The following is an 18,714-nucleotide window of genomic DNA, read 5'->3' on the forward strand; positions in this document are numbered from 1 at the left end:
TTCAGATGGTCAACCCCAGCGCTTGATCACATCGCCCACCGGCTTTCCGGTGGCCAGTGCCGCCATCACCAGCACCCGCGCCTGACTCGGCCGCAAATGGGGGACCATCACCGCGCCGGCCTTGACCATGTCGTCGCCGGGACCGTATTCGGCGATGACCTCCCCGTCCGGGACGCGGCTGGAGATGCCGAACGCCACCCCGGCCGGTGCGTGCCGGCGCACCGCGTCCACCACGCCGTCGCCGGCATTGCCGGATCCCAGTGCCTCCACGATGATTCCGCGCGCTCCCGCGGCCACGGCGGCATCGATGGGGCCCGGGCCGTCGCCGGGGTAGGCCGCGACGACGTTGACCCGTGGTGCACTGACCGCGGGCACCTCACCGAGGAACAGCCGCTGCGCAGGGTGGTCCAGCCTGAAGGTGTTGTCGGCGACGGACCCGATCGGCGGGGTGCCGCCGAACGCGTGGAGATCCTGGGTGTTCACCTTGTGGGTCCCCAGGGCCTGAAAGACGTCGCCGGCGAACATGATCATCACGCCCTGGTCGCGCGCGGCGGGACTGGACGCCACGGTCAGCGCGTCCCGCAGGTTTGTCGGCCCGTCGGCATCCGGGGCGTCGGAGCTGCGTTGCGCCCCGGTCAGCACTATCGGTGCCGGCCCGTTGTAGGTGACGTCCAGCCACATCGCGGTGTCTTCCATCGTGTCGGTGCCGTGGGTGATCACCACACCGGAAGCGCCGTCGGCCACCGCCTTCTTGGCCGCCGCTCCGATCACATCCCAGTCGGCCGGGGTGAGCTGCGAACTGTCCTTCTTCATCACATCCATGACCTGGACGTCGAGCCCGGCCGCCAGATCGGCACCGCTGACCGTCGGGCGGCGCACACCGTTGGCGTCGGTGCTCGTCGCGATGGTCCCCCCGGTGGTGATCACCACGACGCGGCTCGCCGCCGATTCGCCCTTGGCACCTCCGGCCGTGTCTGTCGTCGTATCAGTCGAGTTCGTGTTGGTCGAACATGCGGCCATCAGCGCGACGGTGAGAAGGAATGTGCCCATCACCAGTGGCGACCGGGTCAGCCGGGCTTTGAAGTGGGTCATAGGGCAGACGCTACGGCGGAACCCGAATACGTACCGGGCTTTTCGCTGCCCATACCCGTTTCGGGCAGCGCAGGCTTGCCATTGCTGCCACGATGGAGCTATGTCGGCCGCGTACGCCTGCAGTGTTCTCGGGCGCCGGACGTGTGCCCTGCTGGCCGTGAGTTCGGCAGGGCTGCACGTGGTGATGCTCGGTGCGACCGCCAACCCGGTGGCCGCCGTGGTGCTCGCGGCGATGATCGTGGGTTGTCTGTACTGCGCGGGTCACCTGTGGCGCAGCGGCACCCCCGCAGTCTGGTGCACGATCGCGTTGATGAGCCTGGCGATGATCGCCCTGCACACCCCGATGCCGATGCATCACCACACCGTGGCGGCCCCTGTCCAGGCCTCGGCGTTGATGACGACGGCGACGCTGCTGGCCCTGCTCGAGGTGATCATCGCCGCGGCTGTGCTGACCTACCGCACCCGGCATCGCTCGGTGATCAGCCCGTCGGCGGGATGAACTGACTCAGGACCAGTGGCGCGCCCTGCGGGTCCTTGATCAGGGCGGTGTTGGTCCACTCGGTGTCCGAGCTGAAAACTACGGTGGCGCCCAGCTTTTCGGCCAGTGCCGCGGACTCGTCGCGGTTCGCCACTGCGAACACCACCTGCCAGTGCTCGGGCTGCTGCTCGTCGGACAACTGCCCCGTCCAGCCGATCGCGTCGGAGAACCCGGGCGGGGTACCCGGGGCGGCATGGCGTTCCAAGATGCCGGGGTCGATGGTGGAGGCCAGGTGATCGCCATATCCCGGACGGCGGATCATCGCCGCGCCGCCGGCGACATCGAACTCCCAGTTGAACAATGGCCCGTAGAAGGCCCCGGCAGCCTGCGGGTCCGTTGTCTGCAGGTTGCTGAAATTCCAGGCGCCGGGAACGTTGACCAGCTGGGCACCGAGGCGCCGCCGGGGCTGCCACAGCTTGAAGTGCGCACCGCGAGGATCGGCGCAACCGGCCTGCCGCCCACCGGGTCCCGCGTCGACGGGCCCGCTCGTCACGGTCCCTCCGGCAGCGCTCACGGCGGCCGCCGTGGCGTCGGCATCGGCCACCGCGACATAGGTGTTCCAGGCGATCTCGTCCCCGGTCCGCGCCGACGCGATCGCGGCCACGTCCTGACCGTCCAGTGTGGCGATCAGGTACGTCTCCTCGGCGTCCTCGGGCAGCACGTTCTCGAACGTCCAGCCGAACAGCCGACCGTAAAAGCCTTGGGCGGCAGCCACATCCTGTTGATCGGTGTCCACCCAGCAGGGGACACCGGGCGGGTAGGTCCTTGACTCGGTCATCTGCCCATTGTGTGCCGTACCTCACGACCCGCATGGGTTGACCCTGATATGACCGATCGGTAACTTAACGATCGGTCATATCGGAGGTGGGTAGTGCAGACACTGCAGACAATCTGGCAAAACATCGAGAATCCGGTCCTCTATGCCGTGCCGTTCTTCATCGTGTTCGTCATTCTGGAAGCGGCGCTGCTGAAGGCCGCGGGACGGCATGAGGCCCGGAGCGGCTACTCGGCGATCGACACCCGCACCAGTATGTCGATGGGCATCGGTGCTCTGGTGGTCTTCGGTGCGTACAAGCTCGCCATCCTGGTGGCGTTCGGTCTGCTGTGGACCTACCTGGCGCCTTGGCACATCCCGACCACCGCGTGGTGGAGCTGGGTTCTGCTCTTCGTACTCGTCGACTTCCTGTGGTACTGGTACCACCGCTTCTCGCATCGGGTACGGATCGCCTGGGCGGCTCACCAGGCGCACCACTCCAGCGAGTACTTCAACCTGGGTACCGCTCTGCGGCAGAAGTGGAATCCATGGATCGAACCGTTGTTCTGGCTGCCTCTGCCGTTGCTCGGCTTTGCGCCCTGGACCATCTTTGTCGCCTTCGCGTTCAACCTGATCTATCAGTTCTTCACGCACACCGAGATGGTGGGACGACTCCCGCGGCCGATCGAGTTCGTGTTCAACACACCGTCACACCACCGGGTGCACCACGGCAGTGACGCGGAGTATCTCGACCGTAACTACGGTGGCTTCCTGATCGTCTGGGATCGGATGTTCGGCACGTTCCAGGGCGAACTGCACACACCCACTTATGGTTTGACCAAGCAGGTGGACACGTACAACCTGCTCGAACTGCAGTATCACGAGTACCGCAGCATCATCCGCGACGTACGGGCGGCCCGGCGCTGGCGCGACAAACTCGGGCACGTGTTCGGCCCGCCGGGATGGCAGCCGAAACGCGCCGACGAGGACGTTCCGGTGCGCGTCGGATGAGTGCCGGGATAATGACCAGTGTGGTCGGGACCAAGGGCGTGCCGCGGGCGCAGCGTGAACAGCTGATCCTGGATGCCGCAACCGAGGAGTTCGGGCAGGACGGTTACGCGGGTGCTGCTCTGTCGGCCGTCGCCGCCCGGGCCGGGGTTTCAAAGCCCATGGTGCTCAGCTACTTCGGTTCCAAGGACGGGCTCTACGTCGCCTGCGTCGAGCGGGCAGGTGCCAATCTGATCGACCGGATCGAGCAGGTGCTGGCCGCCGGTGGAGCACCGCTGGACATGGCTCGCGACACCCTCGCCGCGATCTTCACGGCCCTGCGGCCCCGGCCGCACGATTGGAACGTCGTCAACGATCGCACCGTCCCGCCCGGGAGTGCCGCGCACGAGGCCGCGCGGCGTATTCGCGGCACGATCGCCGATCAGGCCGCGCGCGGGGTCGCCAGACTCGCCGACCTGCGGGCGCTCGACGACGTCGACGACCTGGCGGTGCTCGCCGATATCTGGATGAGTGCCGTCACCGCGATGGTCAATTGGTGGCTGAACCACCCCGACAGCACCGCCGAGGACATGACGCGGCGCAGTGAACGCATTCTGACCGCGATAGCAAACGGAGCTGAAGTATCTTGACCACCAACATGTCTCGCTCGTGGTGGGGTTGGGGTGCCACGGCCGATGAACTCACGCCGAACGAGACGGCCGAGCTGATGGCCCGGACCGCGGCGATGCTGCCCGGTCACGATCTCACCGACCACGCCCCACCGGACCCGGCGACGCTCGCGGTGCCGGCCTCCCGGGTGGCGCCGCCGACGGCTCTCGCGCAAATGTGCAGCGACGACCCGATCGACCGGCTGTCGCACGCCCGGGGCAAGGCGTTCCGCGATGTGGTGCGCAATCTGCTCGGACAGGTCGAGTACGTGCCCGATCTGATCGCCCGTCCGGGCACCGAGCAGGACGTGATCGATCTGCTGGACTGGTGCTCGGGGTCGGCGATACCGGTGATCCCGTACGGCGGCGGCAGTTCAGTGGTCGGCGGAGTCGAACCGCGCTTCGACGGCCCTTCGGTATCAATGGATCTCGGCGCACTCGACCGGGTGCTGGAGATCGACCGGACCAGCCGTGCCGCCCGCATCCAGGCCGGTGTCTACGGGCCCGCGCTGGAGCACCAGCTGCGGGGGCACGACCTGACGCTGCGCCACTTCCCGCAGTCGTTCGCCTACTCCACGCTCGGCGGCTGGCTGGCGACGCGCGCCGGCGGGCATTTCGCGACCCTCTACACGCATATCGACGATCTCACCGAGGCCATCCGCGTCGTCACGCCCACGGGCATCAGCTCGTCACTGCGCCTGCCCGGTTCCGGCGCCGGTCCGTCACCGGACCGCATGTTCCTCGGATCCGAGGGCACTCTGGGCATCATCACCGAGGCGTGGATGCGCCTGCAGGACCGCCCCGTTTGGCAGGTCACCGCGTCGATCACGTTCGACGATCACCCCGGCGCGGTCGCCGCGACCCGCGCGATCGCGCAGGCCGGCCTGTACCCGTCCAACTGTCGCCTGCTCGATCCCGCCGAGGCGTTCATCAACGCCGGGGTGGCCACCGCCGGCGGGTTGCTTCTGGTGGCCTTCGAATCCGCCGACCATCCGGTGGACACCTGGCTCGACCGGGCGGTGCAACTGGCGGCCGAGCACGGCGGTGTCGTGACCGCTCGGCGAAGCAGAGATGGCACCACCGACGACTCGGCGGCGACGTGGCGGTCGTCGTTCCTGCGGATGCCGTATCAGCGCGACGCCCTCGCTCGCCGCTCGATGATCGTCGAAACCTTCGAAACCGCCTGCACCTGGGACGGATTCGAGTCGCTGCACCACGCCGTGACTGCGGCGGCCCGGGACGCGCTGGATCAGGTCTGCGGTGGCGGGGTGGTGACTTGCCGCTTCACCCACGTCTATCCCGACGGTCCGGCCCCGTATTACGGCATCTACGCCCCGGGCCGGTGGGGGAGCACCGTCGCGCAGTGGGACGAGATCAAGGCGGTGGTGTCGGCAGCGATCGTCGAAAACGGTGCCACCATCACCCATCATCACGCGGTCGGCCGCGACCATCGGCCCGGCTACGACCAGCAGCGGCCGGACCCGTTCGCGGCGGCCCTCACCGCTGCGAAGCGCGCTCTCGATCCGGCCGGCGTCCTCAACCCCGGAGTGCTCATCGGCTGACCGGAGGTCGCAGAGGTTCCGCACATCCAGAATGCCGCCGATCGCGCCGGCCCCGGCGCGATCGGCGGCACCTCAGATCGTCAGAACCACTGACCGAACCTGCGGATGTAGATGGTCTTGACGGTCTGAGCCAGGACGCAGTAGGACACCAGCGTCGCGGCGAGCCACCCGAAGTACGCCCACGGCAGCGGCTGCAATCCGACGGCCGCCCCCAGCGGCGAGAACGGGATGAGGATCCCGAGCACACAGACCGCACCCGTCGCCAGCAGCACCGGCAACGCTGCCGTGCTCTGGATGAACGGGATCTTCTGGGTTCGCAGCATGTGTACCACCAGCGTCTGCGAGAGCAGGCTTTCGATGAACCAGCCCGACTGGAACAGCGATTGCATCTCGGGTGAGTTGGCGGCGAAGACGTACCACATCACCGCGAAGGTGGTGATGTCGAAGATCGACGATGTCGGCCCCATCCAGATCATGAACCGGCCGATGTTCCTGGCATCCCACTTGCGCGGCTTGAGCAGGAACTCCTTGTCCATGCGGTCCCACGGCAGCGCCAGCTGGGAGATGTCGTACAGCAGGTTCTGGATCAGCAGGTGGATCGCCAGCATGGGCAGGAACGGGATGAAAGCGCTGGCCACCAATACCGAGAACACATTGCCGAAGTTCGAACTGGCGGTCATGTTCAGGTATTTGATGATGTTGCCGAAGGTTTCGCGGCCCTTGATCACGCCCTGTTCGAGCACCATCAGGCTCTTCTCGAGCAGGATGATGTCCGCCGATTCCTTGGCGATGTCGGTGCCGGTGTCGACCGAGATGCCCACATCCGCATCACGCAGGGCGGGTGCGTCGTTGATGCCGTCGCCCAGGAAACCGACCGTGTGCCCGTTGGCCTGCAGGGCCCGCAGCACCCGGGACTTCTGCAGTGGGGTCAGCTTCGCGAAAACGGTTGTCTCGTCGACGACTTGTCGCAGCCCCTCATCGTCGAGGCTGTCGATCTGGGGTCCGAGAATCGGCCGTCCGGGATCGAGCCCCACCTCATGACAGATCTTGGCGCTGACGACCTCGTTGTCGCCGGTCAGGACCTTCACGGTGACGCCGTGTTCGGCCAGTGCCGTGATGGCCGGGGCGGCCGTGTCCTTCGGCGGATCGAGGAAGGTGAGAAATCCGCGAACGACGAGGTCCTTCTCGTCCTCGATGCGGTATCGGTGGGTGCGTTCGATGCGCGGGATCTCCCGGGTGGCCACCAGCAGCACGCGGAACCCGTCGCGGTTGAAGGCGCGCGCGGTGTCTGCCAGCGCCTCGCGGTCGGCCTCGTCGAGCGGCCGGCAAGCCGTGCCGTCCCACACCTGGGTCGACACCGCCAGCATTTCCTCCACCGCGCCCTTGCAGACCAGCAGATGATTGCGCTCGACGTCCTGCACGACGACGGACAGCCGGCGGCGTTCGAAGTCGAACGGAAGTTCGTCGACCTTGCGGTAGGTCGAGGCAGCAAGCAGCGCTTCGGGTGTCCCGTCGGCGAAGTGCAGCACGGCGCGGTCCATCAGATTCTTGACGCCACTCTGGTGAAAGCTGTTGAGCCAGGCCAAGGCGAGCACGTTGTCGTCGCGATCGCCCCGGACGTCGGCATGATGCTCGAGGATGATCCGGTCCTGGGTGAGCGTGCCGGTCTTGTCGGTGCACAGCACGTCCATCGCGCCGAAGTTCTGGATGGCGTTGAGCCGCTTGACCACGACCTTGCGGCGTGACAGCGCGACCGCACCTTTGGCCAGATTGGACGATACGATCATCGGCAGCATTTCCGGGGTGAGCCCGACCGCGACGGCCAGCGCGAACAGGAACGCCTCGGGCCAGTCGCCCTTGGTGAAACCGTTGATGAAGAACACGATCGGCACCATCACCGACATGAACCGGATCAGCAGCCAGCTGACGCTGTTGACGCCGCGGTCGAAGGCGGTCTCGGCGCGAGAGCCCACGATCGCCTTGGCCAGCGAGCCGAAATAGGTGTGTACGCCGGTCGCTACGACGATCGCGGTGGCCGTCCCGCTCACCACGTTGGTGCCCATGAAGCAGATGCCGGGCAGCTCTAGTGGGCCGGTCTCGTCGTCGGCGACCACGGTCGCGGATTTCTCCGCCACCGCGCCGAGCGTGTCGTACTTCTCCACCGGCAGGGCCTCACCGGTCAAGGCCGCCTGGCTGACGAACAGGTCGCGGGAATCGAGCAGGCGGAGGTCGGCGGGAATCATGTCGCCGGCCGACAGCGCCACGATGTCTCCGGTGACCACCTGCGCCATCGGGATCTCGATGAGTTCGGGTGTGGCATCTGAGGCGGCCCGGCGCCGCACAGTCGCGGTGGTTCGCACCATCGCCTTGAGCGTCTCGGCCGCCTTGCCGGAGCGGTATTCCTGCCAGAACCGCAGCAGGGCGCTGAGCGCGACCATGGTCACGATGATCAGCACGCCGGTGTAGTCCGGCTCTTGCCCGGCGTGCATCGGAAGGTAGATGTCGGTCACCGAGCTGATCGCGGCCAGCGCCAGGAGCACCGCGATGAACGGGTTCTTGAAGGCCTCCAGGAACTGGAGCAGCGCCGGAGGGGCCTTGTCGTGGGCGACCTCGTTGGGGCCGTCGTCGGCGAGGCGTTCGGCGGCGTCCTCGGAGGTCAGGCCGTCGAGGTGGCCCCCGACGTTCGCCAGCGTGACCTCGACTTCGTTGTGCGCTTCGGCGGCGGCGCGCAGGGACAGGCTGCGGCCGTCGTGCTCGGTTGGTGTCAGGGTGCTCTGGTCGACAGCGGTGTTCATCTGGCTGCTCCTGTCGGTGGTGAGCGCGCACCACAAGTCGCACCGAATCGGCTGGAGCAAGACGAGATTCGGTGAGACTTGAGGTGGCGCGCGGTTTTGGGAGGTGTCAGTTCACGCCGGTGAAGAGGTGAAAGACGGTCGAATAAAAGGAATCTGGGACTACCCGGTTATCGGGCGGTGTGCGAGCCGCCACCCAGGGACGCGGTCAGGACCGCCACCGGGGTGCTGCTCATCCTCAGGTTGTGCCGCTCCTGCGGGGTCAGCGACGCACGCGTGTGGATCCACGCGATGGGGCCCTTGACCACGCTCTGGGCATGACGAAGAAAGGTGTTGCGCTGCATCGGATCATCTCCAGTTCAATCGGAGCTCTCCGGGTCGATACGCATGCGGCATCAGGCCACCCGCGGGTGCCCGGGTGGCGAACCTAGGCAGTCATCGACAGCGGAAAGGTGTTTATGGACAGACGTTTTCGAATACGACTGGGATACGGACTGTCGCCTGACGTCATGTCGTCATCACCTCCTCGCTGTCGGGCGTACGCAACGCCGCTGATCTTGACGCAATCGTCAGATGCAAACACGCTGAAGAGGAAGTTGGGCACATGGCCAGGCACGCTGACCGGTGCGAGCACTTCCTCATCAGAGCTTTGGCACTACACGACGTGTCCCACCAGAGGTGGGAAGCCACTTCGGGTCATCCCTTAGGCCGGGAAGACCTGTCCTAACCCTGGGCGTCTCTCGACGTCGTCGGATCAGTGGCCTGTGTTCGTGTAGGAGCCTCACCTAACGAAGCGCGGTTTCATTAGAACCGTACACGAGTCGATTGTCAACCCGATTCGCTGTCGGTTCTCGGCTCCCAAATCGGTTGTGTCAGTTCGGTAATGGCACATCGAGTCGTGGGCGTGACGGTCGTCACCCCGAGCCTCCAAGTGTTTTCGCAGGGTTCACCCATGAATCGGCAGGGCAGCGGGGATTCCGGTTGCCTGTGCGGACCCGCCGGATGTGTTGTGATGTGCCTATGCCTGAGCAAAGTCCAGAGCCTGATGCCGGCGAGGACGAGCAAAAGCCGTCGGCGATCACTGCACGCGCGATCAGCATGCACGGTCCCTGGGGCCCGGTGTACGGGCCTGTCGACCTCGACATCGACGAAGGTGGCGTCACGGTGCTGGTGGCACCGGCGGGCACCGGTCGTACCGCTCTGCTGATGACACTGGCCGGGCGGATGAAGGCGGCGCGCGGGCAGCTGACGGTATTCGGGCGTACCCGCGCCACCGACATCTTCCGTTCCGCCGCCCTGGCCGGGATCGATGAACTCGACACGGTGTCCGAGTCGGTGACGGTGCGCGACCTGGTGACCGAGCAACGCCGGTGGGACGCGCCCTGGTACACCCTGGTGGGCCGGGCCGACGAAGACGCCCTGGCCGCCATGTGCGCACCGGTGTTCGGCGATCTGCCATTGCCGTCGCTGACCGCGTACTTCGACGGACTCACCGAGCTCGATCAGATCCTGTTGCGCATCGCGCTGGCCAACACCTCGACCCCGCCGCTGCTGGTGGTCGGCAACCTGGACCACCTCACCGATGACCGCAACCGGGACATCCTGCTGGGGCGCCTGATCGCGCTGGGGGAGAAACAGACCGTGATCACCGCGACGGTCAACGGGGTGCCCGGCCATCTCGCCGCGGCGATGCGCGCGCAGGTGACAGTGCCCAACACGACGCTGGCCGAGCTGGCCGGTTCGCAGAAAGGTGGCGAATAGCCGTGCTAGCCGGAATGTCGTTGGGCACTGACCTCAAACGTTTCTCGCGCGGCACGATGCCGCGGATCGCGCTCGTAACGGTCATCCTGCTGCCGCTGCTGTACGGCGCGATGTACCTGTGGGCGTTCTGGAACCCGTTCGGTGAGGTGAACAAGGTCCCGGTGGCGCTGGTCAACGAAGACACGGGCGCCGTCGCGGAGGGACAGCAGATCAGGGCCGGCGATGAGGTCTCTGATGCGCTGGTGGATTCGGGTCAGCTTCAGCTGCACAGGGTTTCGGCACAGGAGGCGGCCGACGGCGTGGCCAGCGGCAAGTACTACTTCTCGATCACGCTGCCGCAGGATTTCAGCACCAGCATCACATCTCCGTCGGGTGGGTCGCCCCATCAGGCCGACGTGCGCTTCACGTTCAACGATGCCAACAACTACCTGGGCTCGATCATCGGCCAGAATGCCGCCCGTGAGGTGATCAACCAGATCAACGCCAAGATCGGCGAACGTACGCTCGGCACCGTGCTGACCGGGCTGACGGATGCCGGATCAGGACTGGTGAAGGCGGCCGACGGTGCGCAGCAGTTGGCCACGGGCAGCGCGGCGGCCAACGACGGCGCGCACCGGCTGTCGGCCGGCGCCGACGCCCTGACCACGGGTCTGGTCACCGCACGCGACGGGTCTGCGCAGTTGGCCGCGGGCACCCGGCAGTTGTCGACGGCGGTCGACACGGCGACCGATCCGTTGCTGACCGTGCTGGACCGGGTCAGCGGACTCGGCCTGGACCCCAACGAGGTCGGCATGGCCGCACAGCGGCTCTCGGGTGCGGTGCGCTCGACCACCGATCGGATCGCTGCGCTGAACATCGATCAGGCCCAGGCCGCGGCGATCGTCGATCAGGCGGTCGGCATCTTGCGCAACAGCCCCGACCCCACGGTGCGCGACACCGGGGAGTTCCTGGCCGGTGCGCAACGGCTGCTGCAGGCTCGCGGGCTGGATCCGACCACCGATGAGGGTCTGATCCGGTTGCGTGACAACGCCACCCAGTTGGAGAACGAGCTGGGCGACCCGAACAGCAAGCTGCGGGTGTTCATCACCAAGGCGGTCACCGGAGGACTGCGCTCCGACGTCGTCAAATTGCGCGACGGTGCGCACCAACTCAACAGCGGCGCCCAGCGGCTCAACAGCGGTCTGGTGCAGCTGGCCAACGGCGGGCACCAACTGTCCAGTGGGGCAGACGAACTGGCCGCAGGTACGGAGAAGCTTCAGGCCGGCAATCAGCAACTGGCGACCGCGCTCAAGGAAGGCTCGACCCGGGTCCCATCGTGGACCCCGCAGCAGCGCACCGATGTGGCGCGGACCCTGGCCGCACCCGTGGCGCTGGACATCCAGACGCACAACCCGGCCGCCACGTTCGGTACCGGTTTCGCGCCGTTCTTCCTGCCGCTGGCCCTGTTCATCGGCGCACTCATCATCTGGATGTTGTTGAAGCCGTTGCAGTCCCGTCCGGTGGTCAACGGGTTGGGGGCGCTGCGTGTGGTGCTGGCCTCCTACTGGCCGGCGTTGCTGATCGTGTTCTGCCAGGTTGTGGTGATGTATGCCGTGGTGCACTTCGGCGTGGGCCTGCAAGCCAGATACCCCCTGGCCACCGTGGCGTTCCTGCTGTTGGTCGCGGGCACGTTCCTGGCCCTGATCCAGGCGTTCAACGCTCTGTTCGGGGTGTCGGTGGGCCGGGTGGTGACGCTGGCCTTCCTGATGCTGCAACTGGTCTCGGCCGGTGGCATCTATCCGGTGGAGACCACGGCCAAACCGTTCCAGATACTGCACCCGGTCGACCCGATGACCTACGCGGTCAACGGCCTTCGCCAACTGATCGTGGGCGGGATCGACTCACGGCTGTGGATCGCGATCGCGGTGTTGTTCGGTGTCCTGGTGGCATCGCTGGCCGGCAGTTCGTGGGCCGCGCGAAGAGACCGGCAGTACACCATGGACAGGTTGCACCCGCCGATCGAAGTCTGAGTCATCGAGACTCACACCAGGGACAAATCCGGCGCCGGTTTTGTCCCTCATGTGAGTCTCGGCGGAGTTCAGAGCCCGATCCGCCGATAGCGGTCGAGCCGGGTCCGCAATCGCTGCTCGGCGGGCACCGCACGCAATTGGGCGAGCTCGCCGGCGATGGCCGTGGACAGCCGCTGGGTGAAGGCCCGTGGCTCGTCGGCGGCATCGGGATGTTCGGGGACGATCGCGTCGGCGATGCCGGCCCGCACCAGATCCGTCGAGCGAACTCCTTGCGCGGCAGCCAGTTCCGCGGCGTGTGCGGTATCGCGGTAGACGATCGCGCTGGCACCCTCGGGTGGCAGCGGCGCCAGCCAGCCGTTCGCGGCGGCCAGCACCCGGTCGGCGGGCACCATCGCCAGCGCGGGCCCGCCGCTGCCCTGACCCATCAGCACCGACACGGTCGGGGTGTCCAGCGTGACCAATTCGGCCAGGCAGCGGGCGATCTCACCGGCCAGCCCGCCCTGCTCGGCCTCGATCGACAGGGCCGGGCCCGGTGTGTCGATCACCAGCACCAGCGGCAGCTGCAGTCCGGCCGCCAACGCCATGCCGCGTCGCGCCTCCTGCAGGGCGCCCGGCCCGACCAGCCCACCCTCGCTGTGGCGCTGGCCCAGCACCACCGCGGGTTGCCCGCCGAACCGGGCCAGCGCCAGCAGCATCGTGGCGGCCTCGCCCCGCTCGGTGCCGGACAGCAGCACCCGGTCGGTGGCGCCGTGTCGCAGCAGATAGCCGACTCCGGGGCGATCCGGCCGTCGCGACGCCAGCACCGATTCCCAGGCCGGCACGTCGGGCAGCGGTTCAGGCTCGGGAGCGGCAGGAGGCGGCCCGGGCGGATCGGCGACCACCCGCAGCGTGCGGTCCAGGGTGTCGCGCAGCAACGCCAGGGGCACGACCCCGTCGATGACGCCGTGGGCATGCAGGTTCTCGGCGGTCTGCACGCCGGCGGGGAAGGGTTCGCCGTACAGGTGCTCGTACACCCGCGGGCCGAGGAAGCCGATCAGCGCACCCGGCTCGGCGGCTGTGACATGCCCCAGCGAACCCCAGGAGGCGAACACGCCGCCGGTCGTGGGGTGGCGCAGGTACACCAGGTAGGGCAGGTGCGCCTGCTTGTGCAGTTCGACGGCCGCGGCGATCTTGACCATCTGCAGGAACGCCACCGTGCCTTCCTGCATGCGGGTCCCGCCGGAGCTGGGTGAGGCCAGCAGCGGCAGCCCCTCGGCTGTGGCTCTCGTCACGGCGGTGGTGATCCGCTCGGCGGCGGCCACGCCGATCGATCCGGCCAGGAAGTCGAACTCGCAGGCCACCACGGCCACGCGGCGGCCGAAGATGGTGCCTTCCCCGGTCAGCACGGATTCGTCGAGCCCGGTTTTCGCCGACGCTTCGGCCAGTTCGCGCTGGTAATCCGCAGATCGGGCGATCTCAAGGGGCGGGGCGTCCCAGCTCTGGAACGAGCCCTCGTCGAGCACTGCATCACGAAGCGCGCGGGCGCCGATCCGACTCACGGCTTGAGCGTATATAGGCTGGCCGCATGATTGGTGTGACCAGAGACGGCGATGTCCTGACCCTGGAACTGCAACGCGAGGAGCGGCGCAACGCGCTGAACTGCGAGCTTGTCGACGCCCTGCGGGAAGCGGTCGAGCATGCCGCCGAGCAGGATGTCCGGGCCATCGTGCTGACCGGGGCCGGTCCGGTGTTCAGTTCCGGAGCCGACCTGACCGACGCTGCGGGGATGGCCGAGAAGCTGCCCGACAAGGCGCTGGCCCTGAACCTGGCGATCGACAAGGCCCCGGTGCCTGTCATCGGCGCGATCAACGGCCCGGCGATCGGCGCGGGTGTGATTCTCTCGATGATCTGCGATCTGCGGGTCGTCGCCCCCGACGCCTATTTCCAGTTCCCGGTTGCGCGGTACGGCCTGGCCCTGGACAACTGGAGCATCCGGCGGCTGACCTCGCTGGTCGGCTACGGCAGGGCACGGGGCATGCTGCTCGGGGCCGAGAGGCTCACCGCCGAGACCGCGCTGCAGACCGGGATGGCCAACCGCATCGGCACGCTGGCCGACGCGCAGAAGTGGGCCGCCGAGTTGGCCGGGTTCGCCCCGCTGGCGCTGCAGCACGCCAAGCGCGTGCTCAATGACGACGGTGCCTACGAGGAGTCGTGGCCGGCCCACAAGGAGCTGTTCGACAAGGCGTGGGCGTCCAAGGATGTCATCGAGGCGCAGGTGGCGCGGATCGAGAAGCGGCCGCCCAACTTCACCGGGGCCTGACGTGCTGGGCGCGGCGCTGCGGTTGGGAGCGAGGTCGGCGTCATTGCTGGCCGGCGGGTGGTTGTTGCGCGCACTGAACGGGTCCTATGCCTCGGTGGGGGCCTTGCCCCGCGAGATCCGCCCGGTGGCGCAGCGGTCCCTGCAATACGTCGACGGCGTGTTCGTCAACATCGAGCCGGCCTCGCCCGGGATCAGCATGAGCCGGGAAGAGTGGCGCATGCTGATCGCCGAGATGTTCGGCCCGCGGTCGGCCACCCGGCCGCCCGGGCCGATCCCGCTGGCTGAACCGGTCGAGGCGGAGGCGGCGACGTGCGCGGTGTCCTGGTACGGGCACTCCACCGCGCTGGTCGAGATCGACGGCTACCGGGTGCTGACGGATCCGGTCTGGAGCCGTCGCTGCTCGCCGTCGCGGGTGGTGGGACCGCAGCGGTTGCACGAACCACCGCTGCCGCTGGAGGCGCTGCCTGCCGTCGATGCCGTGGTGATCAGCCACGATCACTACGACCACCTCGACATCGAGACCGTGCTGGGCCTGGCCCGCACGCAGCGGGCACCGTTCGTGGTGCCGCTGGGGATCGGTGCCCATCTGCGTAAATGGCGGATACCGGAAGACCGCATCATCGAGCTGGACTGGAACGAGAGCCACCGGATCGGCGAGCTGTCCCTGGTGTGCACGCCGGCCCGGCACTTCTCCGGCCGGCTGTTCCAGCGCAACACCACGCTGTGGGCCTCGTGGGCGTTCATCGGGCCGCAGCACCGGGCGTTCTTCGGCGGGGACACCGGCTACACCAAGAGCTTCTCCGAAATCGGTTCGGAACACGGACCTTTCGATCTGACCCTGCTTCCGGTCGGGGCCTATCACCCGAGTTGGCCCGACATCCACATGAATCCCGAGGAAGCGGTGCGTGCCCACCTGGACGTCACGGATTCCGGCTTGCTGGTGCCCGTGCACTGGGCGACGTTCCGGCTGGCCCCGCACCCGTGGGCTGATCCGGTTCGGCGGTTGCTGACGGCGGCCGACCCGGCCGGTGTGCAGATCGCGGTGCCGCGGCCGGGGCAGCGCGTGGATGCCGAATCTGCGGCGCTCGACCCGTGGTGGGAGTTCTGACCGCCCCGGCGGTGGCAAACTGACGTTCGAGCTTGACGACACCGAACGGGACGAGGGCGAATGACGACGATCAATGTCACTGGTCTCACCGATGCCGAGGTGGCCGAGCGGGTTGCGGCGGGTAACACCAACGACGTGCCGACGCGTGCTGCGCGCAGCATCTCGGACATCATCCGCGGCAACGTGTTCACCCGAATCAACGCGATCCTGGGTGTGCTGTTCCTGATCGTGATGTCCACCGGGTCGGTGATCAACGGCGCGTTCGGTCTGCTGATCATCGCCAACAGCGCGATCGGCATCATCCAGGAGATCCGCGCCAAACAGACCCTGGACAAGCTGGCCATCGTCGGGCAGGCCAAGCCCACCGTGCGCCGGGAATCCGGTACTCGCGCAGTGCTGCCCAGTGAGGTGGTGCTCGACGACATCATCGAGCTCGGGCCCGGCGATCAGATCGTGGTGGACGGCGAGGTCATCGAGGAATCCAACCTCGAGGTCGACGAGTCGCTGCTGACCGGTGAGGCCGACCCGATCGCCAAAGATGCCGGTGACACGGTGATGTCGGGCAGTTTCGTGGTGGCGGGCTCCGGCGCCTATCGGGCCACCAAGGTGGGGCACGAGGCCTACGCCGCCAAGCTGGCCGAGGAGGCCTCCAAGTTCACTTTGGTGAAATCCGAACTGCGCAACGGCATCAACAAGATCCTGCAGTTCATCACCTACCTGCTGGTGCCCGCCGGCCTGCTCACCATCTACACCCAGCTGTTCACCACCCACGCCGACTGGCATGACGCGGTGTTGCGCATGGTGGGCGCACTGGTGCCGATGGTGCCCGAAGGTCTGGTGCTGATGACCTCGCTCGCGTTCGCGGTCGGGGTGGTGCGGCTGGGCCGGCGTCAGTGCCTGGTCAATGAGCTTCCCGCGATCGAGGGTCTGGCCCGGGTTGACGTGGTGTGTGCCGACAAGACGGGCACGCTGACCGAAAACGGTATGCGGGTAAGCGATCTCAAGCCGCTCACCGAAGCCGATGTTGCGGCGGCACTGGCGCAGCTGGCCGCTGACGACGCCCGGCCCAACGCCAGCATGGTGGCCATCGCCGAGGCCTACAGTGAGCCGCCGGGCTGGTCGGCCACCGCGACCGCCCCGTTCAAGTCGGCCACGAAGTGGAGCGGTGCGTCCTACGGCGAGCACGGCAACTGGGTGATCGGCGCGCCCGACGTGCTGCTGGACTCCACCTCTCCGGTGGCCGAGCAGGCCGAACAGATCGTTGCCAAGGGGCTGCGGGTGCTGCTGGTCGGGTCCTCCGATCTTGCCGTCGACGCGCCGGGTGCGCCCGGCACCGTCACGCCCGTTGCCCTGGTGGTGCTCGAGCAGCGGATCCGTCCCGACGCCGGTGAGACTCTCGATTACTTTGCTTCCCAGCATGTTTCGGTCAAGGTGATCTCCGGCGACAACGCGGTGTCGGTGGGTGCGGTGGCAGGCAAGCTGGGCCTGCACGGCGAGACGATGGACGCCCGGCAGCTGCCCCACGAACCGGAGCAGTTGGCCGACGCGCTGGAGGAGTACACCACGTTCGGCCGGGTGCGTCCGGACCAGAAGCGGGCGATGGTCCATGCGTTGCAGTCGCGCGGGCACACGGTGGCCATGACCGGGGACGGCGTCAACGACGTGCTGGCCCTCAAGGACGCCGACATCGGCGTCGCGATGGGTTCTGGCAGTTCGGCATCGCGTGCGGTGGCGCAGATCGTGTTGTTGGACAACAAGTTCGCCACGCTGCCCTATGTGGTCGGCGAGGGCCGCCGGGTGATCGGCAACATCGAGCGGGTCTCGAACCTGTTCCTCACCAAGACCGTCTACTCGGTGCTGTTGGCGATCCTGGTGGGCTTCGCCGGACTGTCCGCCGAATGGTTCGGCACCGATCCGCTGTTGTTTCCGTTCCAGCCGATCCACGTCACCATCGCGGCCTGGTTCACCATCGGCATCCCGGCCTTCATCTTGTCGCTGGCGCCGAACAACGAACGGGCCCACTCGGGTTTCGTGCGCCGGGTGATGACGGCGGCGCTGCCCTCGGGCCTGGTCGTCGGCACCGTCACGTTTGTCTCGTACTTGGTGGCCTATCAGGGCCGGGCGGCCAGCGCGGTGGAGCAGACCCAGGCGTCGACGGCGGCGCTCATCACCTTGCTGGTGTCCTCGCTGTGGGTGCTGTCGGTGGTGGCGCGGCCGTATGAGTGGTGGCGCGTGGCCCTGGTCGCGGGGTCAGGGCTGGCGTATGTGCTGATCTTCTGTTTGCCGCTGGCTCAGCGTCTGTTCATGCTGGATCCGTCGAATCTCAAGGTCACCGCGATCGCGCTGGGTATTGGCCTGGTCGGGGCCGTGTTGATCGAGGCGCTGTGGTGGGTGCAGGGCGTGGTTCTGGGGGAGAAGCGCCGGTTGTGGAGATAGCTGGCAGCGAGGACAATGTGCGGGGTTCGGTTGAACACCGAGACGAAATCGAGAAGATAGGGTGGGCTGATGGGATTCCTCGACAAGGCTAAGGATCTTCTGTCGCAGAACGCGGAGAAGGTCGAACAGGCCATCGACAAGGCCGGCGACATCGTCGACGAGAAGACGCAGGGCAAGTTCTCGGGGGCGGTCGACAAGGCGCAGGAAGCGGCGAAGAACGCCCTCGACAAGGAAGAACCGCAGCAATAGCTTATGGCCAAATTGTCTGTCTCCGTCGATGTTCCGTTGCCGCCGGAGAAGGCGTGGGAGTACGCCTCTGATCTGTCCCGATACGACGATTGGCTCAGCATCCACCGGGCCTGGCGGTCGAAGCTGCCCGAAACCCTGGAAAAGGGCACGGTCATCGACTCGATCGTCGAAGTCAAGGGGATGCTGAACCGCGTGAAGTGGACGCTGGTGAGTTACAAGCCGCCGCACTCCTTGACCCTCAACGGCGATGGCCGTGGCGGGGTAAAGGTCAAGCTGATCGGAAAGATCGCGCCGGCCGCCGTCGATGGAGTGGACGGCGCGAAGGTCACCTTCGACGTGCACCTCGGTGGGCCGGCCCTGTTCGGGCCGATCGGCATGGTGGTCGCCGCCGCGCTCAAGGGTGATATCCAGCAGTCGCTCAACAAGTTCAAGTCGCTCTACGCGTCGTCGTAATTTTTC

Annotated in this window: 16 protein-coding genes and 1 riboswitch; of the genes, 11 read left to right on the forward strand and 5 right to left on the reverse strand. The window is 67.0% G+C overall.

Annotated elements, in window-relative coordinates; all coding sequences use genetic code 11:
- Positions 1-9: 9 nt before the first annotated feature.
- Positions 10-1,092, reverse strand: a complete 1,083-nt coding sequence (locus tag ACNQVK_RS10090) for an asparaginase (RefSeq protein WP_418029401.1) — start codon at positions 1,090-1,092, stop codon at positions 10-12.
- A 100-nt stretch (positions 1,093-1,192) separates the two neighbouring features.
- Here ACNQVK_RS10090 and ACNQVK_RS10095 point away from each other — a divergent pair, with 100 nt between their 5' ends.
- Complete coding sequence (locus tag ACNQVK_RS10095; RefSeq protein WP_418029402.1) at positions 1,193-1,591, forward strand: hypothetical protein; 399 nt, start codon at positions 1,193-1,195, stop codon at positions 1,589-1,591.
- Here the strand turns inward: ACNQVK_RS10095 and ACNQVK_RS10100 are convergent.
- A complete protein-coding gene (locus tag ACNQVK_RS10100; protein ID WP_418029403.1) occupies positions 1,572-2,408 on the reverse strand; it encodes a VOC family protein in 837 nt (278 codons plus the stop codon). The two genes, ACNQVK_RS10095 and ACNQVK_RS10100, sit on opposite strands and share 20 nt — an antisense overlap.
- A 93-nt stretch (positions 2,409-2,501) precedes the next feature.
- Between ACNQVK_RS10100 and ACNQVK_RS10105 the strand changes: the two genes are divergently transcribed.
- From ACNQVK_RS10105 to ACNQVK_RS10115, 3 genes are read left to right on the forward strand one after another with little or no spacing between them, the layout of a single operon-like run.
- On the forward strand, positions 2,502-3,395 hold the full coding sequence (locus ACNQVK_RS10105; RefSeq protein WP_418029404.1) for a sterol desaturase family protein: 894 nt from the start codon (positions 2,502-2,504) through the stop codon (positions 3,393-3,395).
- Between the two features lie 11 nt (positions 3,396-3,406).
- On the forward strand, positions 3,407-4,021 hold the full coding sequence (locus ACNQVK_RS10110) for a TetR/AcrR family transcriptional regulator (RefSeq protein ID WP_418029405.1): 615 nt from the start codon (positions 3,407-3,409) through the stop codon (positions 4,019-4,021).
- Between the two features lie 8 nt (positions 4,022-4,029).
- On the forward strand, positions 4,030-5,601 hold the full coding sequence (locus tag ACNQVK_RS10115) for an FAD-binding oxidoreductase (protein WP_418034082.1): 1,572 nt from the start codon (positions 4,030-4,032) through the stop codon (positions 5,599-5,601).
- An 80-nt stretch (positions 5,602-5,681) separates the two neighbouring features.
- Here the strand turns inward: ACNQVK_RS10115 and mgtA are convergent, their stop codons facing one another.
- On the reverse strand, positions 5,682-8,396 hold the full coding sequence (mgtA, locus tag ACNQVK_RS10120) for a magnesium-translocating P-type ATPase (protein WP_418029406.1): 2,715 nt from the start codon (positions 8,394-8,396) through the stop codon (positions 5,682-5,684).
- A 167-nt stretch (positions 8,397-8,563) separates the two neighbouring features.
- The gene (locus tag ACNQVK_RS10125; protein ID WP_409548605.1) at positions 8,564-8,737 is read right to left on the reverse strand and encodes a hypothetical protein; all 174 of its coding nucleotides are present in this window, start codon (positions 8,735-8,737) and stop codon (positions 8,564-8,566) included.
- 283 nt (positions 8,738-9,020) lie between these two features.
- Positions 9,021-9,193: riboswitch (M-box (ykoK) riboswitch) on the reverse strand.
- Between the two features lie 220 nt (positions 9,194-9,413).
- Here ACNQVK_RS10125 and ACNQVK_RS10130 point away from each other — a divergent pair.
- Together ACNQVK_RS10130 and ACNQVK_RS10135 are read left to right on the forward strand one after the other, a co-directional pair.
- Positions 9,414-10,154: an ATP-binding cassette domain-containing protein gene (locus ACNQVK_RS10130; RefSeq protein ID WP_418029407.1), complete on the forward strand. Its 741-nt coding sequence runs from the start codon at positions 9,414-9,416 to the stop codon at positions 10,152-10,154.
- 14 nt (positions 10,155-10,168) lie between these two features.
- Positions 10,169-12,163, forward strand: coding sequence for a YhgE/Pip family protein (locus tag ACNQVK_RS10135; protein ID WP_418034084.1), 1,995 nt, complete (start codon positions 10,169-10,171; stop codon positions 12,161-12,163).
- Positions 12,164-12,231: 68 nt separating this feature from the next.
- Here the strand turns inward: ACNQVK_RS10135 and ACNQVK_RS10140 are convergent, their stop codons facing one another.
- Positions 12,232-13,701 (reverse strand): carboxyl transferase domain-containing protein, encoded by a 1,470-nt coding sequence (locus ACNQVK_RS10140; protein WP_418029408.1) that lies wholly within the window; start codon positions 13,699-13,701, stop codon positions 12,232-12,234.
- Positions 13,702-13,727: 26 nt separating this feature from the next.
- Here ACNQVK_RS10140 and ACNQVK_RS10145 point away from each other — a divergent pair, with 26 nt between their 5' ends.
- From ACNQVK_RS10145 to ACNQVK_RS10165, 5 genes are all read left to right on the forward strand, one after another.
- Positions 13,728-14,462 (forward strand): enoyl-CoA hydratase, encoded by a 735-nt coding sequence (locus ACNQVK_RS10145; RefSeq protein WP_273734541.1) that lies wholly within the window; start codon positions 13,728-13,730, stop codon positions 14,460-14,462.
- A gap of 1 nt (position 14,463) precedes the next feature.
- Positions 14,464-15,570: an MBL fold metallo-hydrolase gene (locus ACNQVK_RS10150; RefSeq protein ID WP_418029409.1), complete on the forward strand. Its 1,107-nt coding sequence runs from the start codon at positions 14,464-14,466 to the stop codon at positions 15,568-15,570.
- A gap of 60 nt (positions 15,571-15,630) precedes the next feature.
- A complete protein-coding gene (locus tag ACNQVK_RS10155) occupies positions 15,631-18,006 on the forward strand; it encodes a cation-translocating P-type ATPase (protein ID WP_418029410.1) in 2,376 nt (791 codons plus the stop codon).
- Positions 18,007-18,075: 69 nt separating this feature from the next.
- Positions 18,076-18,255: an antitoxin gene (locus ACNQVK_RS10160; RefSeq protein ID WP_418029411.1), complete on the forward strand. Its 180-nt coding sequence runs from the start codon at positions 18,076-18,078 to the stop codon at positions 18,253-18,255.
- A 3-nt stretch (positions 18,256-18,258) separates the two neighbouring features.
- Positions 18,259-18,708 carry an SRPBCC family protein gene (locus tag ACNQVK_RS10165; protein WP_418029412.1) on the forward strand — a complete coding sequence of 150 codons (450 nt, stop codon included), beginning with the start codon at positions 18,259-18,261 and terminating at the stop codon, positions 18,706-18,708.
- The last annotated feature ends 6 nt before the right edge of the window (positions 18,709-18,714 follow it).

Origin of the sequence: Mycobacterium sp. 134, from assembly GCF_048282715.1 — a bacterium.
Lineage (GTDB): Bacteria > Actinomycetota > Actinomycetes > Mycobacteriales > Mycobacteriaceae > Mycobacterium > Mycobacterium septicum.